The organism is Nordella sp. HKS 07 (assembly GCF_011046735.1).
Taxonomy (GTDB): domain Bacteria; phylum Pseudomonadota; class Alphaproteobacteria; order Rhizobiales; family Aestuariivirgaceae; genus Taklimakanibacter.
Map to the genome: position 1 here is coordinate 7,100,859 of NZ_CP049258.1, position 21,830 is coordinate 7,122,688.

The window sequence follows — 21,830 nt, forward strand, 5'->3', positions numbered from 1 at the left end:
CAGGCCGGATGAGGGTGTTGGGACGACGATCACAAGCTTCGGCTGACGAGTTCCGATATCAGCACGGTGGATCCCTCGACTTTCTGGGAAATCACCGACGTTGCAAGAACACCCTCATCCGCCCTTCGGGCACCTTCTCCCGCAAGCGGGAGAAGGGAAATGAGGGAGAGAACTCGTCTGGCACGTGATCCTGCCTGGAGCGCTCATGTCTGAAACACTCGAAAACTGGATCTCCCGCCAATATCGCTTCTCTGCCCGGTCCATTCTGGAGGTCGTCTCCGCGTCGCACATCACCCAGATACGTCCGGGCTTCGGCCAGAGTGTGACGCCCGTGCCCGGCTCAGTCGTGGCGTCGCCCGTGCTCGCCGCCTGGGATCCGGATCCCGATTATTTCTTCCATTGGTTCAGAGATTCGGCGATCGTCATCGATGCCCTCAGACTGCTGCACGAGGACGGCACGCTCGGGCCTGAGGCCCTCAGCCATTTTCACGATTTCGTCCGCTTCTCCCTGTCTCTGCCGCGCCGGACACCGGTGACGGACCGCGCCAAGACGCGTCCCGATTTCCTGCAATATCTGAGACCCGAAACCGAGCTCGCCTCGGTCCGGCCGCAGGACGTCGCCGCCGAGACGCGCGTCAATCCGGACGGCACGCTCGATATATCGCGCTGGTCCAGGCCGCAGCATGACGGACCGGCTTTGCGCCTCCTGACTGTCTTGCGCTGGCTCTCGAGCGACGCTCCGCTCACTGCCGCATGCCGCGAAGACGCGGCGCGCCTCCTGCTCGAAGATGTCGATTTCCTCCTGCGCCATCTGGGCGAGCCGGCCTTCGACATGTGGGAGGAGGAACAGGGTCAGCATTATTACACGCTGAGGGTGGAAGCGACGGCGCTCGCCAAAGCCGCGTCCTGGCTGGGGAGCAAGGATGAAGCAAAGGCTGCAGCCTGCCGCCGGGCGGCGTCCGGCCTGAACGATGAGCTCGACTCCTTCTGGCTTGAGCGGGAGGGTTTCTATCGGTCCAGGCTTGACGGCGATCCCGGCAAGTATCTCGACATGTCTGTCATCTTCGCCGTCATCCACGCCGATGATGAAGGCCCCCTGCACACGCTGCGAGATGTGCGCATGCTCGCGACGCAGAGCAAGCTCGAGGCGCTGTTCGATCGCGACTATCCGATCAATCACGGGCGCTCCAGGGAACGCGCCCCGGCCATGGGGCGGTATGCCGGTGATATCTATTTCTCAGGCGGCGCCTATTACTTCTCGACACTGGCCGCCGCCGAGTTCTATTTCCGCCTGGCTTCCGAATGCACCGGCGAGATCGCCCGTGGTTATTTCGCGCAAGGCGATGCCTTTCTCGAAACGGTGCGCGCCTTCACACCCGAAAGCGGCGAGCTCTCCGAGCAATTCGACCGCCAGACCGGCCGGCAGACCTCGGCCAAGAAGCTGGCCTGGAGCTATGCCGCCTTCATCACGGCGATCGCGGCGCGCAATTCATGTGATGAGGTTCAATAATCCCATTCGGCGCCGACGCCGACCTCGGTGCTGCCGTCGGCCCCCGCCGCCCCTTGCGCGCGGATATTTCTGGTGATGTCGAGGTCGATCGTGACCTTGCTCGAATTGGGCTGCGCCCCCTGCTTCACGCCGAGATAGACGCGGTCATTGATCCGCTTGCCCATGCCGACGCTGCCACCATTTTCGGTGTCGACATCGAGGCTGTCGACGCCGAGCGACTGGCGCAACTTGTCGAGCATGCCGGGGCCGGAGCCCGACAATTGCGCGATCGTCTGCGCAAGCTGCGCCGCCTGGCTCATGGTGAGTTCGCTCGCGCCGCGATTGAACAGGAGCCGGGCAATCACCTCGTCCTGCGGCAAGGTGGGCGTCGAGGCGAAGCTGATCCTGGGCTGCGAGGCCGGCCCCGTGATCAGAACCTTGGCGGTGATGCCGCCGCTCACGGTCTGCGCGACGAAATCAAGCTCGGGATCGAGCGAGCCGTTGAAGGAAATGATCCCTCGCGAAAAATCGAGCCTCTGGCCGAAGCCGTCGAAGCGGCCGCGCCGGAACTCGAAGCCGCCCAGCGAGCGCGGCTCGGCGCTGGTGCCCCTGAGCGACAGATTGCCGCCGAGCTCCGCTTCAATCCCCATGCCGCGCACGAAGATACCATTGGGGGCCGAGAGTGTCAGGTCGAGATCGGCGATAAAAGCCCGCGCCGGCCTCGCGGGCCCTGCCTTCGCCGCCGCTCCGGGCCTGGCGCCGGCGAGCCTCCTGCCGGGTGGGGCGCCAATGTGGCGCACCTCGATCGGCCTGGCGGCGCCGGACAGTCTGTCTGGGAGATTGATGTCCAGACGGCGCACCTGAACGCGGCCCGCAATCTTGGGACGCAACATAAGGGGTCCGCTCGCCTGCAGACGCCCATCGGCCACCAGCCGCGCCGTATCGCTCGAAATGAGGGTGGCCTTGTCGAATGCGATGGCGATATCGGCGGGAAGGCCGGCCGCCGGATCGACGGTCACCCTGCCAGTCAGCGTGACTCTGCCGCCATTCACCGTCTGGCCCCTGATATTCTGCAGGACCAGCGACCGCCCGCTGCCGACGATGTCGCCATTGATCTTCGAGATGCTGACGCCGTTGACCACGTCGTCGAAGCGCGCATCGACGAGCCGTATCGTGCCACCAAGATTAGGCTCGCTCGCTTTGCCTGTCACAGTCGCATTGATCTGCGCCCTGCCCGCCAGCCGGTTACCGGACGCGGCCAGCATAGGATTGGCGAGCGACAGTTGCACTCCGCCCACAACTCTGAGGTCGAGCAACATCTGCGGTAGCGAGATGGACCCGGTCACCCGTGCATCCTGGATTTGCCGATTCCTGATCGTCATGTTGATCATGGCGCGCTGATCGCGCAGATCGCCATTGGCCGATATGTCAAAGGGCCCGGAGCCGCTGCGCACAATGTCGGGATTGCTGAGGCCCGCGATCCTGATGTCATAGCGCCCGGTGGGCGATGTCGGCGAGCCCGCCACCGTGATCGTGCCCTCAAGCGTTCCGTTGAGCTCGCCTTGATAGCCGCCGAGCCTGGCGAGAGATAAAGGCAGGGCAGCAAGCCTCACATCGAGCGCCAGCCTGTCCTTGCCGGCCCGGCCGGATACCGCGGCGCGGCCCCTGCCGGTCACGAGCACGAAATTGTCTATCGCCACATCGCTGCCCGTGATCTCGATCCGGGATGGTCCGGCGAGATTGGCGCGCACTCCACCTTTCGCCAGAGCAAGCGAGCGCAGATCCACGACCGTCGTGGCCCCTGATGGCCTGACGCGCGCTTCGCTGGTGACGTCGGTACCCTCGACGCGCGCGGCGAGACGGATCGTGCTGTCGGCGGCAGTGCCGCTTCCGTCGATGTTCGCGCGTTCGATCCGGACACCACCCGCTGTGCTATCGGCGACCACGATGGTTCCGACGAAGCCGGGCGTACCGAAAGCGTCGCTGACCGTTCCGTCGACCGTCGCTCTGCCGATCCCCTGCTCGGCGACGCGCACGGCGGATGCCGTCGCCTTGACGACCGCGGCCTGCTTGCCGCCCTCTGCCGACAGCTTGACCGTGCCCTTGAGCGAACCCGCCATCGGCGTCAGCGCCAAGGCCGAGAGATCAGAGAGATCCGGGGCATCGACGACGAGATCGCCAGTGATCAGGCTGCCGGCGGTGCTGAGTGTGCCCTTCACTTGATTGGCGCCGACCGTGATGTCGATCGGATCGAGCCGATAGGCGTTTTCGGGCAGCGTGGCAAAGCGCACCAGCCCCTTTGCCGGCTTGCCGGCGACGCGGCCGTCGAAACTGAGATCGCCTTGCGGCGCGCCGGTCAGATCGGCGGCGGTTACGATCACCTCCAGGCCTTCGACCGGCTTGCCCATCGCCGTGCCCGACGCGATGCTGAGCTTGGAATTGAGGGCGAGCTTGTCGAGCGTGCCGGAGAAGGCGGCGGTCGCTTGCACCTTGCCGCTCACCCGCGGATCGATGAGCGCCATATCCGCCAATGTGAGATCGGCCTTGAGATCGGCGGCGCTGCGGTCGATGCGCCCGCCCACCGCGAGCGCCAGATTCTTCGCGCTGAGATTGGCGTCCTTGACCACCAGCACGCCGTCGCTGCCGCGCTCGACACTGCCGGTGAGCTCGGTCGCTCCGTTGAGCAGACCATCCACCGCCGCGATGCCGGTAACGATGCCGGTCGAACTGCCTTTCCCCGTCACGCGTAATATATCGGCCGTCATGTCGAGATCGGCTTCGGCCGTGATCTGGCCGCCGAGGCTGCGTCCGGCGAGTGGCGAAAGGGCTGCGAGATCGAGCCGGTTCAGACGCAGCTTGCCTTGCGCGGTTACCGGCGTCGCACGCCCGGTGAATTCCGCGGCAAGCGGTGCCAGCTTGATCGTGGCGCCCGTCAATTGCGGCTTGCCGTCGCTGCCGAGCGCGCCCGCGATGACGAAGTCGAGCGTGTCGCCCAGCGCCTCAGTCACTTTCGGATCGGCGGCCTCGAGCCCTCTGGCATTGCCGTCGGCGGTGATCGCGAAGGCGCCGTCCGTTTGTGGGAGGGCCTCGATCGTCGCGCTGACCACCTCGGCCCCATAGCCTTCGGCGCGCGGCATGTTCAGCGTGACGGCGGCCTTGACCGCCGGCTGGCCGAGCGGCCCGGTGAGCGAGCCATCGACGAACCAGTCCTGCCATTGGACCCCGGGCGCCAATGTCGCATAGCGCGCAGCATCGCCGCCGATCAGCCTGAAGCGCAATTGAGCCGTGTTGCCGTTGGTATCGACGCTGCCCTTGAGCGTGGCGCCGAGACCCGCCGCCTGCAGCTTCACGTCATCGACGCGCACAACCTTCGCGTCATCGACATGGAGGCGTGCGTTCAGCGTGGTGTCGCCCTCGAACAGCGGACGCAGATTGCCAGGCAGCAATCCCGCGAGCGCTCCCTTCAGATCGAGCAGGACGGCCCGCCCCGTCTGATCCCGCTCGATGCTGGCGCTGCCCTGCGCCGTGATCGTCTCGCCCGCCGCCAAGGAAAGTGTCGCATTCGCGACTGCGGCCTGCTTGCCGCCCTCTGCCGACAGCTTGACCGTACCCTTGAGCGAACCCGCCATCGGCGTCAGCGCCAAGGCCGAGAGATCGGAGAGATCCGGGGCATCGACGACGAGATCGCCAGTGATCAGGCTGCCGGCGGTGCTGATCGTGCCCTTCACTTGATTGGCGCCGACCGTGAGGTCGATCGGGTCGAGCCGGTAGGCGTTTTCGGGCAGCGTGGCAAAGCGCACCATACCCTTTGCCGGCTTGCCGGCGACGCGGCCGTCGAAACTGAGATCGCCTTGCGGCGCGCCGGTCAAATCCGCGGCGGCCACGATGACCTCCAGGCCCTCGATCGGTTTGCCCATCGCCGTACCGGACGCGATGCTGAGCTTGGAATTGAGAGCGAGCTTGTCGAGCGTGCCGGAAAAGGCGGCGGTCGCGTGCACATTGCCGCTCACGCGTGGGTCGATCAGCGCCATATCCGCCAGCGTAAGATCAGCCTTGAGATCGGCGGTGCTGCGGTCGATCCGCCCGCCCACCGCGAGCGCCAGATTCTTGGCGCTGAGATTGGTGTCCTTGACCACCAATACGCCGTCACTGCCGCGCTCGACACTGCCTGCGAGCTCGGTCGGTCCATTAAGCAGACCGTCCACCGCCGCGATGCCGGTAACGATGCCGGTCGAACTGCCTTTCCCCGCCACACGCAACGCGTCAGGCGTCATGTCGAGATCGGCTTCGGCCGTGATCTGGCCACCGAGGCTGCGTCCGGCGAGTGGCGAAAGGGCTGCGAGATCGAGCCGGCTCAGACGAAGTTTGCCTTGCGTCGCTTCGGGCGTCGCACGCCCGGTGAATTCTGCGGCGAGCGGTGCCAGCTTGATCGTGGCGCCGGTCAGAGCGGGCTTGCCGTCGCTGCCGAGCGCGCCCGCGATCGCGAAGTCGAGCGTGTCGCCCAGCGCCTCAGCCACCTTCGGATCGGCGGCCTCGAGGCCTCTGGCATTGCCGTCGGCGGTGATCGCGAAAGCGCCGTCCGCTTGCGGGAGGGCTTCGATTGTCGCGCCGAACATCTCGGCACCATAGCCTTGGGCGCGCGGCATGGTCAGCGTGAGGGCGGCCTTGACCGCCGGCTGGCCGAGCGGACCGTCGAGCGAACCGTCGACAAACCAGTCCTGCCATTGGACGCCGGGCGCCAGTGTCGCATAGCGCGCGGCATCGCCGCCGATCAGCCTGAAGCGCAATTGCGCCGTGTTGCCGTTGGTATCGACGCTGCCCTTGAGCGTGGCGCCGAGACCCGCCGCCTGCAGCTTCACGTCGTCGACGCGCACGAGCTTCGCGTCATCGACATGCAGACGCGCATTCAGCGTGGTGTCGCCTTCGAACAACGGTCGCAGATTGGCGGGCAGCAATCCCGCGAGCGCTCCCTTCAGATCGAGCAGGACGGCCTGCCCCGTCTGATCTCGCTCGATGCTGGCGCTGCCCTGCGCCGTGATCGTCTCGCCCGCCGCCAAGGAAAGCGTCGCATTCGCGACCGCGGCCTGCTTGCCGTCCTCTGCCGACAGCTTGACCGTGCCCTTGAGCGAACCCGCCATCGGCGTCAGCGCCAAGGCCGAGAGATCAGAGAGATCCGGGGCATCGACGACGAGATCGCCAGTGATCAGGCTGCCGGCGGTGCTGAGTGTGCCCTTCACTTGATTGGCGCCGACCGTGATGTCGATCGGATCGAGCCGATAGGCGTTTTCGGGCAGCGTGGCAAAGCGCACCAGCCCCTTTGCCGGCTTGCCGGCGACGCGGCCGTCGAAACTGAGATCGCCTTGCGGCGCGCCGGTCAGATCGGCGGCGGTTACGATCACCTCCAGGCCTTCGACCGGCTTGCCCATCGCCGTGCCCGACGCGATGCTGAGCTTGGAATTGAGGGCGAGCTTGTCGAGCGTGCCGGAGAAGGCGGCGGTCGCTTGCACCTTGCCGCTCACCCGCGGATCGATGAGCGCCATATCCGCCAATGTGAGATCGGCCTTGAGATCGGCGGTGCTGCGGTCGATGCGCCCGCCCACCGCGAGCGCCAGATTCTTCGCGCTGAGATTGGCGTCCTTGACCACCAGCACGCCGTCGCTGCCGCGCTCGACACTGCCGGTGAGCTCGGTCGCTCCGTTGAGCAGACCATCCACCGCCGCGATGCCGGTAACGATGCCGGTCGAACTGCCTTTCCCCGTCACGCGTAATATATCGGCCGTCATGTCGAGATCGGCTTCGGCCGTGATCTGGCCGCCGAGGCTGCGTCCGGCGAGTGGCGAAAGGGCTGCGAGATCGAGCCGGTTCAGACGCAGCTTGCCTTGCGCGGTTACCGGCGTCGCACGCCCGGTGAATTCCGCGGCAAGCGGTGCCAGCTTGATCGTGGCGCCCGTCAATTGCGGCTTGCCGTCGCTGCCGAGCGCGCCCGCGATGACGAAGTCGAGCGTGTCGCCCAGCGCCTCAGTCACTTTCGGATCGGCGGCCTCGAGCCCTCTGGCATTGCCGTCGGCGGTGATCGCGAAGGCGCCGTCCGTTTGTGGGAGGGCCTCGATCGTCGCGCTGACCACCTCGGCCCCATAGCCTTCGGCGCGCGGCATGTTCAGCGTGACGGCGGCCTTGACCGCCGGCTGGCCGAGCGGCCCGGTGAGCGAGCCATCGACGAACCAGTCCTGCCATTGGACCCCGGGCGCCAATGTCGCATAGCGCGCAGCATCGCCGCCGATCAGCCTGAAGCGCAATTGAGCCGTGTTGCCGTTGGTATCGACGCTGCCCTTGAGCGTGGCGCCGAGACCCGCCGCCTGCAGCTTCACGTCATCGACGCGCACAACCTTCGCGTCATCGACATGGAGGCGTGCGTTCAGCGTGGTGTCGCCCTCGAACAGCGGACGCAGATTGGCGGGCAGCAATCCCGCGAGCGCTCCCTTCAGATCGAGCAGGACGGCCCGCCCCATCTGATCTCGCTCGATGCTGGCGCTGCCCTGCGCCGTGATCGCTTCGCCCGCCGCCAAGGAAAGCGTCGCCTTGAAGTCGTCAAGCGATCCCTTGCCCTTGAGGGCAAGATTGACGGGCGGACGGCCTTCGATCTGCGCCAGGCCGGATATGAGGCCACCGCTCGGCTCATCGGCCACGACGTCGATATCGAGGACGCGCGTATCCAGGATGTAGTTGACTTTGCCGGCGATGCGTCCGGGAAGATCGGTGCGGTCGAGCCCGAAGTCGAGTGCCAGGCCTTGCGCCGGATCGACGACATGCGCCGAGCCCGCGAAGGACAATTGCATGGCCTGTCCGAAGACCGGGGCCGCGATATCGATCTCGGAGAAGGCAAGCCGCTTCAGATCAATTCGCGGCAGCGTCAAGGCCGAGCCCGATGCGTTCTCTGGCGCCGGCGGCAATTCCGGCAACCTTTGCAGCGAAATCTTGCGCGCCGCGATATTGTCCGCCGAAACGAGACCGCTGATCAGCGCCATGGGCGCCCAGGTAAAATCAATGCCTTCGATCGTGGCGAAAGTGCCTTTGCTGTCGGCGAGTTCGATGCGTCCGACTTTCAAGTCCGACGGCACGAAACCATCGATGTCACTGATCCTGACCTCGAGCCCGTTGCCGGAAGCGAGCCAGCTCGCGGTGCTGGCAAGCAGGCTCTTGCCGGGCGGCGTCTGGATGAAGCCGAACAGCCCCCCGCCGAGGACGGCAAGACCGAGCAACCCATGGGCGGTATAACGTATGATTCCGCGCGCCATGTTCAAAAAGCCTGACCGACGCTGACATAGATGCCATAGCCTATGTCGCTGTCGCGTGGATTGAGCGGCACCGCCGCATCGAAGCGGATCGGCCCGATCGCTGTGTAATAGCGCAAGCCGAGGCCCGCCGCATATTTGAGACCGGAGAAATCAGGCACTTCGTCCTCGAAGGCCGCTCCCATATCGACGAAGGGCACGAGCCCTATCGTGTCGGTGATGCGCACGCGCAACTCGGCCGAGGCCTCGAAAAAGCTCAAGCCCCCGATGATATCGCCGTTGTCGTTGCGCGGACTGACCGATTGATATTCATAACCACGGATCGATCCGCCACCGCCGGCGTAGAAGCGCCGCTGCGCCGGCACGTCGCTGAGATTTGCGCCGATCATGCTGCCGCTCGCCACGCGGCCGGCAAGAATGAAGCGGTTGCGGTCGTCTACCGCATGATAGGCGGCGAGCGATCCCCGCGCGAGCACCGGTCCCGCGCCGGCCTCGCCAAGATAGGCAAATGGCTCGATACGGGCGGACGAGCGGATGCCCCGCGTCGGATCGAGGAGTGAATCGGTTGTGTCATAGATGACATCGATCGGAAGGCCAGCCACGAAGTCGCGACGCTTGCCGTCGGCGTCCTCGACATGGCCCTGTTCGAAGTCGACGCCCACTTGCACAGAGAGCGTATCGCTGATCCGGCGCCTGACGCCGGCATTGAAGGTCACGGCGTCGCGCACATAGGCATTCGTCACTTCGCGCAGCACCGCCGCCTCGGCCAGCAAGTCGTCATCGACGGTGAATATGCCCGGCTTGGTGAAGGTGGCTTTCAGCATGTAGCCGAAGGGATCGGCATTGGGTACCGAGTCCGGCTCGCCGCCGAACCACGACACCTGGCCGTCGATGCGCAAGGTTTCAGCACCGCCGAACAGGTTGCGATGCCCCCAATAGGCATTCGCGGCGGTGCCTTCGGTCGTCGAATATTTGGTGCCGAAGCCGAAATAGCGCGGCTTGCGCTCGCTGATTTCGACATCGACGGGAAGCCGTCCATTCGGATCGAGCGTCTCGGCCTCAAGCAGTTTGACGCCGGCGATGATCGGATAGGAGGTGAGCCGCCGGCGCAGCTTGTCGAGGCGTTCCGGCGTATAGGGGTCGCCCTCTTCTATATTGATGCGGCTTTCGACGAATTCGGGGTCGAGTCCTTCCGTCCCCGACACCGTGAAGCGGCCGAAGCCTGCTTTGGGCCCGCTCTCGACAAAGAGCGAGACCTCGAGCCGTCGCGTAATATGATTGGCGGCGACATCCTTGCCGTCGATCCGGGCAAAGGGATAGCCGCGCTTTCTCAGATCCGCGACGATGAGGCGCTCGGCGCGCGCAATGGCCGAGCTCGCCGCTACCTCACCTTCGACGAGGTCGCTTTCCTCGAGATCGGGCACATCCGTCAACGGCCGTCGCGTCTTGGCGTCGAGCACGCGGATATCGCCGAAGTGGAACAGCGGCCCCACATCGACATTGATCTGCACCGGCACAGGCCCGCGCTTGCGCGCCGCCTCTGCGGTATCGTAGACGCCCCTATCATTGACATCGACGCCGGCGATCAGAATGTCGATCTCCCCGGCATAATGGCCCTTCTCGTAGAGCGCGGCGGTGATTCGCTCCTGGTCCGACAGCGCCCGCTGCACGAGCCCCGCCACGCCCGGAGCCGAACTCTCCTGCAATGTCACCAGATTGGAGCTGTCCTCGATCGCCGAGCGCAGGTCGCTGTCGCCGTGATCGACCTTGATCGTAACCTTGTAAGGCAGCGCATCGACCATCGGCTCATCGGCCTTTTTCCCCGTGAACCAGGAGGTTATTCCATCAAAAAACGACTGGCTGTGCCCGGGGGCAGCCATGAAACCCGTGAAGAGCGCACTCGCGGTGAATAACACCCAGAGATTGCTCTTGAATTTATTATCAGCCCGCACAACGCCCCACTCACTTACTTCCCCGTGTGCCATAGTACGGTGAGGCAAAAATCCGGTTAAAATGTGTTCCGTCTGATTCCGGAAAATTAAGGAAAACAACGAGGAAACATCTGTTTCATTTTGGATACAGAGTGATTTCCCAGCCCCCTTCCGTAGAGTCATGCCGTTTCCTGCGGACATTTTAGTGTCCAATTGGTAATTATACTTGCCAGTCACCGGCTTGTTGGTCAAGGTGACGGTAAGACGGCCCGCCAACAGGGCCGCAAGGGAGCAAACAATGACATCATTTATTCAAGACAGTCTGGCGATCGTTGCGGAAAAGGTGCGGACCGGCAAGATGTCGCGCCGGCGCTTCATGCAGGTCCTGGCGGCATTGGGCGCCACCGGCGCCCTGCCGACCTGGCGCGAGGCCGATGCCCAGACCAAGGAGATCGTCTTCGCTATGTGGGGCGGCGACGCTGAGGAAGTCTACCGCAAGGCCTGGGGCGCTCCCTACGAGGAGAAAGCCGGCGTCGCCATCCATCTCGACGGTTCGGGCCCGACCCGCGGCAAGATCCGCGCCATGGTCGAATCAAAGAACGTCACCTGGGACGTCTGCGACAGTGGTCTCGGGACCCAGGCCTCTCTCGGCCTCGAGGGCATGCTCGAGCCCATCGACTACTCGATCGTCGACAAGAACAAGATCATTCCCGGCCTCGCCTATAAATGGGGCCCCACCGGCTACATCTATAGTTCGGTGCTGACCTGGGACAGCAAGGCCTTTGGCGGCGAGGAACCCAAGACCTGGGCCGATTTCTGGGACCTGAAGCGATTCCCGGGCAAGCGCGTCGTGTGGAAATACATGGTCGGCGTGCTCGAGGCCGCCCTGATGGCCGATGGCGTCGAGCCCGACAAAGTCTATCCGATCGACATGGATCGCGCCTTGAACAAGATCAAGGAAATCAAGGAGCATCTGGTTCTGTGGGACAGTGGCGCCAGCAGCCAGCAGGTCTTCCGCGATGGTGAGGTGACGATGGGCCAGATCTGGCACACGCGCTCCACCATGCTGGCGGACGAATCGGAAGGCCGTTTCAAATACACCTTCAATCAAGGGGTCGTGCAGCCGGGCGTCTGGGCCGTGCCGAAGGGCAATCCCGCCGGCAAAGCGGTGTTCGACTTCCTCGCTTCCATGCAGGACCCCGAGAAGCAGCTCATCCTCCTGAAGGAACTGAGCCAGGGGCCGGCCAATCCGGAAACGGCCAAGCTCGCGCCCGAGCTCGCTTCCCGCAATCCGGGTTCGCCCGAAAATCTGGCGATCCAGGTCTTCGAAAATGAGGAATGGTACGCCAAGAACCATCAGGAAGCGGAGAAGCGCTTCCTCGACGTGGTTTCTTCCTGATCTAGAGCGCTTCCCGCGAAAGTTGCTCGACTTTCGCGATAAGGAAGCGCTCCAAATATATGTAGTCGAGCCCTTTTTATCCCGTTTTGATCGAATCTATTGATTCGATCAAAACGGGAAAGGCTCTAACGCCCCGGGAGCGCCGCCATGTATCTGCTGTTCGTAATGCCGGCGGCGTTCCTGCTGTTCTTTCTCTATCTCGTGCCGTTGGCGCGCATCCTGGTGATCAGCGCCACCGACGGCCAGGGCTTCGCCGCCAATTACGGCGCGGTGCTCACCTCAGAACCCATCCATCGCATGGTTTGGACGACGATCGAGATCTGCGCCATCACCACCGCGGCGACTCTTCTTATCTCCTATCTCATCGCCTATGTGCTGGTGCAGGCATCAGAGCGCACGCGCACCTGGATGATGCTCTGCATCCTGGTGCCGCTCTGGGTGTCGGTGCTGGTGCGCGCCTTCGCCTGGATCGCGGTTCTCAACAACAACGGCCCGGTCAACGGCCTGCTGCAATGGTCGGGCCTTGTCGATGAGCCGGTGCAGCTCGTGCGCAACCAGTTTGGCGTGATGCTTGGCATGGTCCATTACATGCTGCCTTTCGGCATATTGCCGCTCTATGCCGCGATGAAGGGCATCGATCCCAGGCTCATCTCGGCGGCACGCGCCGTGGGCGCTCGTCCCTTCACTGCCTTCCGCCGGGTATTCCTGCCGCTCAGCATACCGGGCCTCTACAGCTCCTTCGTCATCGTCTTCATCTTCTCGCTCGGCTTCTATGTCACGCCCGCCATTCTGGGCGGCGGCCGCATCGTGATGATCGCGGAATATATCGCGCTCCTGATCTCGCAAGGCTATGACTGGGGCATCGCCGCGGCACTTGCCACCATGCTCCTTTCCGTCGTCTTCGCCGTCGTCTTCATCGCCGGCCGTTTCGCCGACTGGGATGCGGTGCTCGGAGGCTCCCGTCGATGACACTGCCCAAGTCTCTTCCCGGCAACGTTCTGCGCGGCCTCGCCTGGGCCGGTGTCCTGTTCCTGATCGCGCCGCTTCTGGTCGTGATCCCTGTCTCCTTCACGCCCGAGCGCTATCTGTCTTTCCCGGATGAGGCGCTGTCCCTGCGCCACTACGAAACGCTGATCTTCGACCGGCGCTGGTCGGGCGGGATACTGACAAGCCTGTTGATCGCCAGCGTCACCACCGTGCTCTCCGTCGTCATCGGCACCCTCTGCGCCGTCGGCATGTGGCGCATCGGCGGTCGCCGCATGCAGCTGTTGCGCCTGATGATCCTGGCGCCTTTGATCGTTCCTTCGATCGTCCATGCGCTGGCCTTCTACAAGAGTTGGATCGACCTCGGCTGGCTCGACACCATATGGGGCGTCATCATCGCCCATACGACCATCTGCGTGCCATTGGTGATGATCACTGTCTCCGCCGCTTTGTCGAGCTTCGACTACCGGCTCGAATATGCCGCCCGCTCGCTCGGCGCCCGCCCTTCCACGGTGCTGCGCCGCATCATCCTGCCCAATATCATCCCCGGTGTGGTCTCAGGCGGCATCTTTGCCTTCATCACCTCCTGGGACGAGATCATCGTCGTCCTCTTCATCACCGCCCGCAAGATCCGCACATTGCCGCAGACAATATGGTCGAGCATCATGGAACGTGTGGATCCCGCGGTCGCTGCCGTCTCCTCGGTCATGATCGCCGCGACGCTCGCGGCCGTCATCATCAAGCTCATGCTCGCGAGGCGAGCGTCCGCACAATCCTGAGAACCAAACTAGGAGCGCCAAATGGTCAAGAGCCGGCCCATCCAGCAGATCGTCATCAATGGCAAGATCGCCACCATGGAAGGCGATGGTGTCTTCGTCGAGGCGCTCGCCATTCGTGACGGCCACATCGCCGCGCAGGGCTCGACGGCCGATATGCGCGCTCTGGCGCCGCATGCCGAGGTGATCGATTGCGGCGGCCGCACCGTTCTGCCGGGTTTCATCGACAGCCATTGCCATCCCGACATGCATGGTGCCCGGCTCGGCCGCTGGACCGATCTGTCGGAGGGATTTTCGAGCAAGGAGGAAGTGCTTCAACTCGTCCGCAAGGCGACCGAAGGCACGCCGCAAAGCCGCTGGTTCGTCGGCTTCCGCTATGACGATCTGCGCCTCGGCGGCTATCCGACGCGGGACGAGCTCGACGCCGCCGCGGGTGGCCGGCCGGCCTTCCTCTACCGCCGCGATGCGCATCTGGGCTTTGCCAACAGCGCCGCGCTGAAGATCGTCGGCTACACGAAGGATAGCCAGGATCCGCCCTTCGGCCGCCTCGACCGCGACCCTGCGACCGGCGAGCTGACGGGCCTGCTGCGTGAGACGGCCGCGCATGAGGTGGTTAATTACAACCAGGCGGATTTCACCTCCGACGATTTCGCCGCGGGTCTCGTCAAGGTCTTCGCCGATTTCGCCACCTACGGTATCACGTCGGTGCACAACAGCCTGTGCTCGACCCACGGCATCGTCGCCTATCAGAAGATGCGCGAGGCCGGAAATCTCAAGATGCGTGTCGGCCTGCTGGCCTCCGGTCGCGAGGACGAGCTCATCCAGGCGATCATCCGCTCCGGCTGGCGCACCGGCTTCGGCGATGAATGGGTGCGGCTCACCGGCGTCGAATGGTGCCCGGACTGCTCGACCAGCGGCCGCACCGCCGCCTATTACGATCCCTATGTCGGGCCGAAGGTGCTGGGCGAGCCCGAGGATAATCGCGGCATGCTTCTCTACGAGCTCGAGGACTTCAAGCGGCGCGTCCTGCAGGCGCATCAGGCCGGACTTCTGGTCGGCGCCGACGGCGTCGGTGACCGCGGCATCGATTTCGTGCTTGACGCCTATGAGCACGCGCTCGATCGACACCCCGTCGAGGATCATCGCCTGCGCGTCGAGCATTGCTGCAACGTGACGCCATCGATCCTGCAGCGGCTCAAGCGTCTCAAGGTCATCTGCTCCTCCGCCACCGGCTTCGCCTATGACCTCGGCGACGCCTATCGCCGCAATCGTGGGCCCGAGGCGATGCGCTATATGTGGCCGCATCGCAGTATGATCGATGCAGGCGTGGTGGCGCCCGGCCATTCGGATTCGCCCGTCTGCCATCCCAATCCGCTGCGCGCCATCCATTCGCTCGTCAATCGCGTGACCGACAGCGGCGCCGATCTCGACCAGAGCGAGGCGATCAGCGTCTATGAGGCGATCGAGGCCTATACGACGCTCGGCGCCTATTGCGGCAAGGAAGAGCACATGAAGGGTGATCTCAGCCTTGGCAAGCTCGCCGACTTCATCGTCCTCGAGGAAGACATCTTCACCATGGACAAGAAACGACTCGATCAACTGAAGATTCGCGAAACCTATGTCGGCGGCGAACCGGTCTTCCGGCGCAGCGGAGCAGCATGACCGTGTCGACGGGCTTCCTCGAGATACGCAACCTGGTCAAGCGTTATGGGTCGGCGGTCGCCGTCGACGGTGCCTCACTGTCGATTGCCAAGGGGGATTTCCTCACCTTGCTCGGGCCCTCGGGCTCGGGCAAGACGACCATCCTCATGGCGATTGCCGGCTTCGTGAAGCCGACCACGGGCGAGATCGTGCTGTCGGGACGCGATCTGGTGCCGCTCGAGCCCGAGGAGCGCGACCTCGGCATCGTGTTTCAGGGCTATGCGCTCTTTCCGCATATGACGGTGGCGCAGAATGTCGCCTTCCCGCTCGAATTGCGCAAATGGAAGCCCGACGCCATCGCCAGAAGGGTCGAGGAGACGCTGGCGATGGTCGATCTCGCCCGTCTCGCCGATCGCCGCCCGGCGCAATTGTCGGGCGGCCAGCAGCAGCGCGTCGCGCTGGCCCGCTGCCTGTCCTACCAGCCCGACCTCCTTCTGCTCGACGAGCCGCTTTCCGCCCTCGACCGGCAGTTGCGCGCCCGCCTCCAGGACGAGCTCAAGAGTCTGCATCAGAAGGTCGGCGTGACCGTGGTCAATGTCACGCATGACCAGGACGAAGCGCTCTCCATGTCCACCCATATTGCGGTGATCAATGGTGGCCGGATTGTCCAATACGGCACGCCCGACGACATCTACGAGAATCCGGCGACGCGCTTCGTCGCCCGTTTCATCGGCCGCAGCAATGTCGTTGCGATCGAGCGGCTGGAGGCGAAAGGCGACACGGCTTCCGCCTTGATCGCCGGCAAATGGCTGCCGGTCACCGGCAATCCCGCCATCACCGGCAAGGCGGCTCTGTCGCTCCGGCCCGAAATGATCGAGATCGGGGCCACGGACAAGGACGGCGCAACCGGACGGCATGTCGCCATGGACGCTCATATCGAGAATTGTGTATATCATGGGGGGACCACGGCGCTCGATCTCAGGACGGCCATTGGTCCCTTGCGGGCCGAGATGCCGACCAGCCGGCTGGGCATAAAACCGACTCCCGGCTCCGTTGTGCGGGCCTCCTGGCCTGTGCACGCCGGCCGGATCGTAAGCGAGGATGACACCGCCCTTGATCAACAGTGAGTTCGATGTCGGGACGGCGCTCAGGCTCAAGCGCGAGCAGGCCGGACTGTCACAGCGACAGCTCGGCGAACTTGCCGAGCTCACCCACGTAACCATCGCCAATGTCGAGAACAACCGCACCGCTCCATCGGTGGCGACGCTGGCGCGCATTCTCGACGTCCTGAAGCTCACCTTCTCCGAATTCTTCACGCCCGACCTGCCGAGCATGGACAAGGTCTTCTACCGCAAGAGCGACTTCGTGCAGCTGGCCTCCGGCGACTGCGAGATCATGCAGGTGGGTCCCGGCCGTGGCATCGCCAAGCTGCAGGTCCTCAAGACGCGCTATCGCCCGGGTGCCGAGACCGGCCCTGAAATGCTGAAGCACGAAGCGGAGGAAGGCGGCGTCATCCTGTCGGGCCAGATCGAGCTCACCGTCGGTGACCGCACCGAGATCCTCGGGCCCGGCGACGGCTATCTCTTCCGCTCCAATCAGCCGCATCGTTTCCGCAACGTCGGCGACGTCGACTGCGTCATGGTGGCCTCCTGCACCCCGCCCTATCTCTGATCGAGGCGCTTTGCGAGCGCGTGATGCGAAATAGTGGGTACCGGTTTTTCGCAAAAATCACGCGCTAAAATATTGAAGCTGATCACGTTTATGAGTTTGGATTGACTCAATCCAAACTCAACGTGATCTAGCGACGGCGTAAACAGCAGCTACCCTTTCGTTTCTCCTGGCTCTATCCTCCCGGACCATGACATCGCTTCGCCGCCTCCTGCCCTCCGCCGGCGCGCTTTTCGTCTTCGAGGCGGCGGCGCGTTATCTGAGCTTCACCCGTGCCGCGGCTGAGCTCAATGTCACGCAATCGGCGGTGAGCCGAATGATCGCCAGGCTCGAGGGGCATCTCGACACCAAGCTCTTCATCCGCACCACCACCGGCCTTGAGCTCAGCGAGGACGGCCGCCATCTCTACAATGCGGTGACCGGCAGCTTCCAGCATATGGAGATCGCCATCGAGGACATCCGCGCCCGTCATGGCGACGCCGGCACGGTCACCTTGTCGCTCTCATCGGCCTTCGCGATGCATTGGTTCATGCCGCGCCTCGATCGCTTCCAGAGTCGCTTTCCGAATATCGATCTGCGTTTCCAGCTGGTGCGCGGCGAACCGACCGGCCCGATCGAGGATGTCGATCTCGCGATCCGCTACAATCTCTCCGAGGACGATGACCAGCAGCGCTGGCCGCTGATGGAGGAACTCGTCGTTCCCGTCTGCAGCCCCGCTTATCTTAGCACCCATGGCGGGCTCGATGACTGCCCCGACCTGAGCGGCCACACGCTGGCGCATCTCTCGGGCTCGATCCGCATTCCCTGGTCGCGCTATCTCTCCGAATTCAATTACCCCTCGCCCGCCGGCAGCCGCAGCCTTACTTTTTCCGACTACACGCTGGTGATACAGGCCGCTGTCGCCGGCCGCGGCATCGCCTTGGGCTGGTGGCATGTCGTCGCTCACGAACTGCTTCAGAAGGAACTGGTGCCGGCTGCTCGCAACCCGCTGAAGACCGGACAGTTCTACTATCTCGTGGCGACATCGCGCCGGCCCTTGCGCAAGCCGGCCGCGCTGGTGCGCGACTGGCTGCTCGGCGAAATGGCTAGCCTGCGCCACGAAGTGCTGGGGGAAATCCCAGTTCAGCCTAAATTAAATCATGAAAATCAGTAGCATAGACGAGAAATAGCGCACTCTCCTTACGGCAAGGGGTATTCCCGCAGATCATGCCGACTTGATCATTGCGTGCGTGCGTCGCGCACCCTGAGCCCCTACTCTCCGGGCAAAGACACAAGCCGTCCCGGGAGGACAGACTTGAATACGCCTGACTCGATGACTGCGCGCCTTTCCCAGACTGCGCCCGCGCATCGTCTCGATCCACTGCTGAAGCCGCGCTCCATCGCCTTTGTCGGCGCCTCTACCCGCCCCAACACGCCGGGCAACTCGATGATACGGGCGGCGCGGCGCGACGGCTTCTCAGGCGCCCTCTATGCCATCAATCAGAAATACGATGAGGTCGAGGGCGTCGCCTGCTTTCCGGATCTCGCCGCCCTGCCGCAACGCGTCGACCATGTTGTCCTAGGTCTTGCCAATGAGCATCTGGAAGCAGGCCTGAACGACGCGATCCGGCACGGCGCCGCGGCTGTAACCATTTTTGCGAGCTGCAACCTGCCCGGCGCCCATGATACGCTTGCCGACCGTCTCCAGGCCGTTGCGCGCGAAGCCGGCATCGTCATCTGCGGCGGCAACAGCATGGGCTTCGTCAATCCGCCCCTTGGCCTCGTCGTCTCGGGTTACATGGCCAGGCACCGCCTGGCGCCGGGCGGCGCCACCCTCATCACCCAGTCGGGCTCCGCCTTCAGCGCGCTTGCCTACAACGACCAGCGTCTCAAATTCTCGGCTGCCATTTCGAGCGGACGCGAGCTCACCGTCACCACCGCCGATTATATCGACTGGGCGCTGGACCAGCCCGAGACACGCGTCATCGGCTTGTTTCTCGAAACCGCGCGGGATCCGGAAGCCTTCAAAGCGAGCCTCGCCAAGGCGGAACGGCTCCGTATCCCGGTCGTCGTGCTCAAGGTGGGCCGCACCGAGATGAGCGCCGCCTTCGCCGCGAGCCACAGCGGCGCCATTGCCGGCGACAACGCCGCCTATGAAGCGCTATTCGCCAAGCACGGCGTGCTGACCGTCGAGACGCTCGACAGCCTCGCCGCCAATCTTCTGCTCTTCTCGACTGTCAAACCCGCCGGCCAAGGCGGTCTCGCCAGCATCCATGACTCGGGCGGCGAGCGCGAAATGGTGGCCGACCTCGCGACGAAGCTCGGCATTCCCTTCGCGCGCATCAGCAAGGACACGCAAGACCGCCTCGCCCGCCATCTCGACGATGGGCTGAAGCCCGACAACCCGCTCGATGTCTGGGGCACCGGACGCGACTTCGAAACTCATGTCGAAGCCTGCCTTGACGCGCTGGTCGATGACCCCGACACCGCCATCGGCGTGATGTTCGAGGACATCCGCAACGGTTCCTATATCACGGAAGGCTTCACCGCCGCCGCCATCCGCGTGGCGAAACGCAGCGCGAAGCCGGTGGCGCTCGTCACCAATTATTCCGCCCTCGATCACCGCGACGTCGCGCTCAAGGTGACCGAGGCGGGCGTGCCGGTCATCGACGGCACCGAGGAAGGCCTTGGCGCCATCCGCAATCTCCTCGCCTTTCGCGATCACGCGCCGGTTGCGCCCTTGCTCCGTCCGGCGAACCCCAAGCGCGATCAATGGCGCAGCCGTCTCGTCAAGGGCGCATTGAACGAGAGCGAAGGCCTCGCTCTCCTGGCCGACTACGGCATCCGCGTGCCCCGCCACTACAGGGCGGAAACTCTCGAAGACACTCTCGCCGCTGCTGGCGCCATCGGCTTCCCGGTGGCGCTCAAAACGGCGGCGCCCGGCATTCAGCACAAGAGCGACCCGCAGGGCGTTTTGCTGGGCTTGCGCAACCAAGACGAGCTCCGTGCGGCCTATCAGGACATGGCTTCGCGCCTCGGTCCCGCCGTGCTCGTCGCCGAAATGGCGCCCAAGGGCGTGGAGATCGCTCTCGGCCTCATCCGCGATCCGCAATTCGGCCCCTATCTGATGGTCGCCTCGGGCGGCATTTGGATCGAGGTGCTGAAGGACCGCGCCGTCGCCGTGGCGCCGCTCGATCATAGGTGGGCGCAGCACCTCATCGACAGTCTGCGCATCCGTCCCCTGCTCGACGGCAAGCGCGGCGCCGCTCCGACGGATATCGACGCCCTCGCGCGCGCGATCTTGAGCCTCTCGGACATTTCCGGAGAGCTCGGCGATCTCATCGCCGAGATGGACGTCAATCCTTTGATCGTTTCCGCATCGGGCGCCTTCGCCGTCGATGCGCTCGTCGTAACACAGCGCTTCCCGCCGAAGTTACCCGGCTTTGGCGATAAGGAAGCGCGCAATTAAGAAACAGAGGAAATCATGAATTTCGAGCTGACACCCCGGCTCAAGGAGCTTTCCGCACTCGGCCACAAATTCTGCGATGAGGTCCTCGTGCCTCTCGAACAGATTGCCGACGAGCATGGCGAATTGCCGATGGACCGGCGCGATTCGGTAAAGGATCAGGTGCGCGCCTGGGGCCTCGCTGGCATCAATCACAGCAAGGAGCATGGCGGCCTCGGATTGACGATGCTGGAGCAGACCGCCATCGAGGAGCAGCTCGGCCGTGTCACCAACGGCCTGTGGAGCTGCGTGTGGCGCCCGCCCGTCAGCCTCAGATTCGGAACCCCCCAACAGATCCATGACTATCTGGCGCCATCTTGCGCCGGCCATCGTCGCGGCTGCTTCGCCATCTCCGAGGAAGGTGCGGGCTCCGATCCGCGCCAGGTCAAGACCACCGCCACGCTCAAGAACGGCAATTGGCAGCTGAACGGTGAGAAGTGGTTCGTCACGTCCTACAACGCCTCGGACTTCATTATCGTCCACGCCCATGTCGACAATGACCCCGACAAGCCTACGCTTTTCCTCGTCGACAAGCCGGCCCGCAATCTCGTGCATCTCCGCTCGCCTAAATTCATGCACAATTTCGCTTTCGACCATGCGGAATTGCGCTTCGACGACGTGAGCGTGCCGGAAGACCGCATGCTGGGCCAGATCGGCCAGGGCTTCGAGCTCACCAAGGATTGGTTCGTCGAGGCCCGCCTGCAGATCGCTTCCCATGCGCTGGGTGCCGCCATCCGCGCGGCCGAGCTCGCCAATGACTATGCGACGACGCGCCATCAGTTCGGCCGTCCGATCCGCGACTTCCAGGGTGTGGAATTCATGCTGGCCGACATGGCGGTCGAGATCTTCGCCACCAAGACGATACTCTATCGTGTCGCCTGGGAGATCGACAACGGCCTCGACCGCAAGCAGATCCATGCCCATGCGAGCGCCTTGAAGCTTCATTCCTCGGAAATGGCCGGCCGCGTCATCGACAAGGCGCTGCAGGTGCTGGGCGGGCGCGGCTATATGCGCGAGAATCCGGTGGAGCGTCTCTATCGCGACATCCGCGTCGATCGCATCTGGGAAGGCACCTCCGAGATCCAGCGCGTCGTGATCGCCGGCCAGATCCGCAAACGCGGCCTCGGTGTCTTCAGCGAGTGGCTGTGACGATGGCGCGCATTCTC

General features: G+C 64.1%; 12 protein-coding genes. 10 read left to right on the forward strand and 2 right to left on the reverse strand.

The genetic code is table 11. The annotated features are described in order from the left end of the window. The first annotated feature begins 205 nt into the window (after window positions 1-205). Complete coding sequence (locus tag G5V57_RS33560; RefSeq protein WP_165173569.1) at window positions 206-1,510, forward strand: glycoside hydrolase family 15 protein; 1,305 nt, start codon at window positions 206-208, stop codon at window positions 1,508-1,510. On the opposite strand, the gene G5V57_RS33565 is transcribed toward G5V57_RS33560, so the two are convergent. Together G5V57_RS33565 and G5V57_RS33570 are read right to left on the reverse strand one after the other, a co-directional pair. After that, the gene (locus G5V57_RS33565; RefSeq protein WP_165173571.1) at window positions 1,504-8,784 is read right to left on the reverse strand and encodes a translocation/assembly module TamB domain-containing protein; all 7,281 of its coding nucleotides are present in this window, start codon (window positions 8,782-8,784) and stop codon (window positions 1,504-1,506) included. The two genes, G5V57_RS33560 and G5V57_RS33565, sit on opposite strands and share 7 nt — an antisense overlap. 2 nt (window positions 8,785-8,786) lie before the next feature. After that, the gene (locus tag G5V57_RS33570; RefSeq protein ID WP_246737464.1) at window positions 8,787-10,733 is read right to left on the reverse strand and encodes an autotransporter assembly complex family protein; all 1,947 of its coding nucleotides are present in this window, start codon (window positions 10,731-10,733) and stop codon (window positions 8,787-8,789) included. Window positions 10,734-11,010: 277 nt separating this feature from the next. Between G5V57_RS33570 and G5V57_RS33575 the strand changes: the two genes are divergently transcribed. The 9 genes from G5V57_RS33575 to G5V57_RS33615 all read left to right on the forward strand — a co-directional run bounded on the left by G5V57_RS33575 (window position 11,011) and on the right by G5V57_RS33615 (window position 21,813). After that, window positions 11,011-12,111: an extracellular solute-binding protein gene (locus tag G5V57_RS33575; RefSeq protein ID WP_165173573.1), complete on the forward strand. Its 1,101-nt coding sequence runs from the start codon at window positions 11,011-11,013 to the stop codon at window positions 12,109-12,111. Window positions 12,112-12,258: 147 nt separating this feature from the next. Continuing rightward, entirely contained in the window at window positions 12,259-13,080 is an 822-nt protein-coding gene (locus G5V57_RS33580; protein WP_165173575.1) for an ABC transporter permease, read from the forward strand. Continuing rightward, window positions 13,077-13,874 carry an ABC transporter permease gene (locus G5V57_RS33585; RefSeq protein WP_165173577.1) on the forward strand — a complete coding sequence of 266 codons (798 nt, stop codon included), beginning with the start codon at window positions 13,077-13,079 and terminating at the stop codon, window positions 13,872-13,874. The genes G5V57_RS33580 and G5V57_RS33585 overlap by 4 nt, the downstream gene beginning before the upstream one ends. Window positions 13,875-13,895: 21 nt before the next feature. Beyond that, entirely contained in the window at window positions 13,896-15,533 is a 1,638-nt protein-coding gene (locus G5V57_RS33590; RefSeq protein ID WP_165173579.1) for an amidohydrolase, read from the forward strand. After that, window positions 15,530-16,639: an ABC transporter ATP-binding protein gene (locus G5V57_RS33595; protein ID WP_165173581.1), complete on the forward strand. Its 1,110-nt coding sequence runs from the start codon at window positions 15,530-15,532 to the stop codon at window positions 16,637-16,639. Before G5V57_RS33590 ends, G5V57_RS33595 begins: the two co-directional genes overlap by 4 nt. Continuing rightward, window positions 16,626-17,183, forward strand: coding sequence for a cupin domain-containing protein (locus G5V57_RS33600; RefSeq protein ID WP_206530146.1), 558 nt, complete (start codon window positions 16,626-16,628; stop codon window positions 17,181-17,183). Before G5V57_RS33595 ends, G5V57_RS33600 begins: the two co-directional genes overlap by 14 nt. Before the next feature lie 187 nt (window positions 17,184-17,370). After that, entirely contained in the window at window positions 17,371-18,333 is a 963-nt protein-coding gene (locus tag G5V57_RS33605) for a LysR substrate-binding domain-containing protein (protein WP_165173585.1), read from the forward strand. 141 nt (window positions 18,334-18,474) lie between these two features. Next, a complete protein-coding gene (locus G5V57_RS33610; RefSeq protein WP_165173587.1) occupies window positions 18,475-20,628 on the forward strand; it encodes an acetate--CoA ligase family protein in 2,154 nt (717 codons plus the stop codon). Between the two features lie 15 nt (window positions 20,629-20,643). Beyond that, window positions 20,644-21,813, forward strand: coding sequence for an acyl-CoA dehydrogenase family protein (locus tag G5V57_RS33615; RefSeq protein WP_165173589.1), 1,170 nt, complete (start codon window positions 20,644-20,646; stop codon window positions 21,811-21,813). Window positions 21,814-21,830: the final 17 nt, after the last annotated feature.

What these genes read in the sequence shown, in the direction of transcription:
- G5V57_RS33560 (WP_165173569.1), top strand. Translation starts at nt 206, where the DNA reads ATGTCTGAAACACTCGAAAACTGGATCTCCCGCCAATATCGCTTCTCT.
- G5V57_RS33565 (WP_165173571.1), bottom strand. Translation starts at nt 8,784, where the DNA reads ATGGCGCGCGGAATCATACGTTATACCGCCCATGGGTTGCTCGGTCTT.
- G5V57_RS33575 (WP_165173573.1), top strand. Translation starts at nt 11,011, where the DNA reads ATGACATCATTTATTCAAGACAGTCTGGCGATCGTTGCGGAAAAGGTG.
- G5V57_RS33580 (WP_165173575.1), top strand. Translation starts at nt 12,259, where the DNA reads ATGTATCTGCTGTTCGTAATGCCGGCGGCGTTCCTGCTGTTCTTTCTC.
- G5V57_RS33585 (WP_165173577.1), top strand. Translation starts at nt 13,077, where the DNA reads ATGACACTGCCCAAGTCTCTTCCCGGCAACGTTCTGCGCGGCCTCGCC.
- G5V57_RS33590 (WP_165173579.1), top strand. Translation starts at nt 13,896, where the DNA reads ATGGTCAAGAGCCGGCCCATCCAGCAGATCGTCATCAATGGCAAGATC.
- G5V57_RS33595 (WP_165173581.1), top strand. Translation starts at nt 15,530, where the DNA reads ATGACCGTGTCGACGGGCTTCCTCGAGATACGCAACCTGGTCAAGCGT.
- G5V57_RS33605 (WP_165173585.1), top strand. Translation starts at nt 17,371, where the DNA reads ATGACATCGCTTCGCCGCCTCCTGCCCTCCGCCGGCGCGCTTTTCGTC.
- G5V57_RS33615 (WP_165173589.1), top strand. Translation starts at nt 20,644, where the DNA reads ATGAATTTCGAGCTGACACCCCGGCTCAAGGAGCTTTCCGCACTCGGC.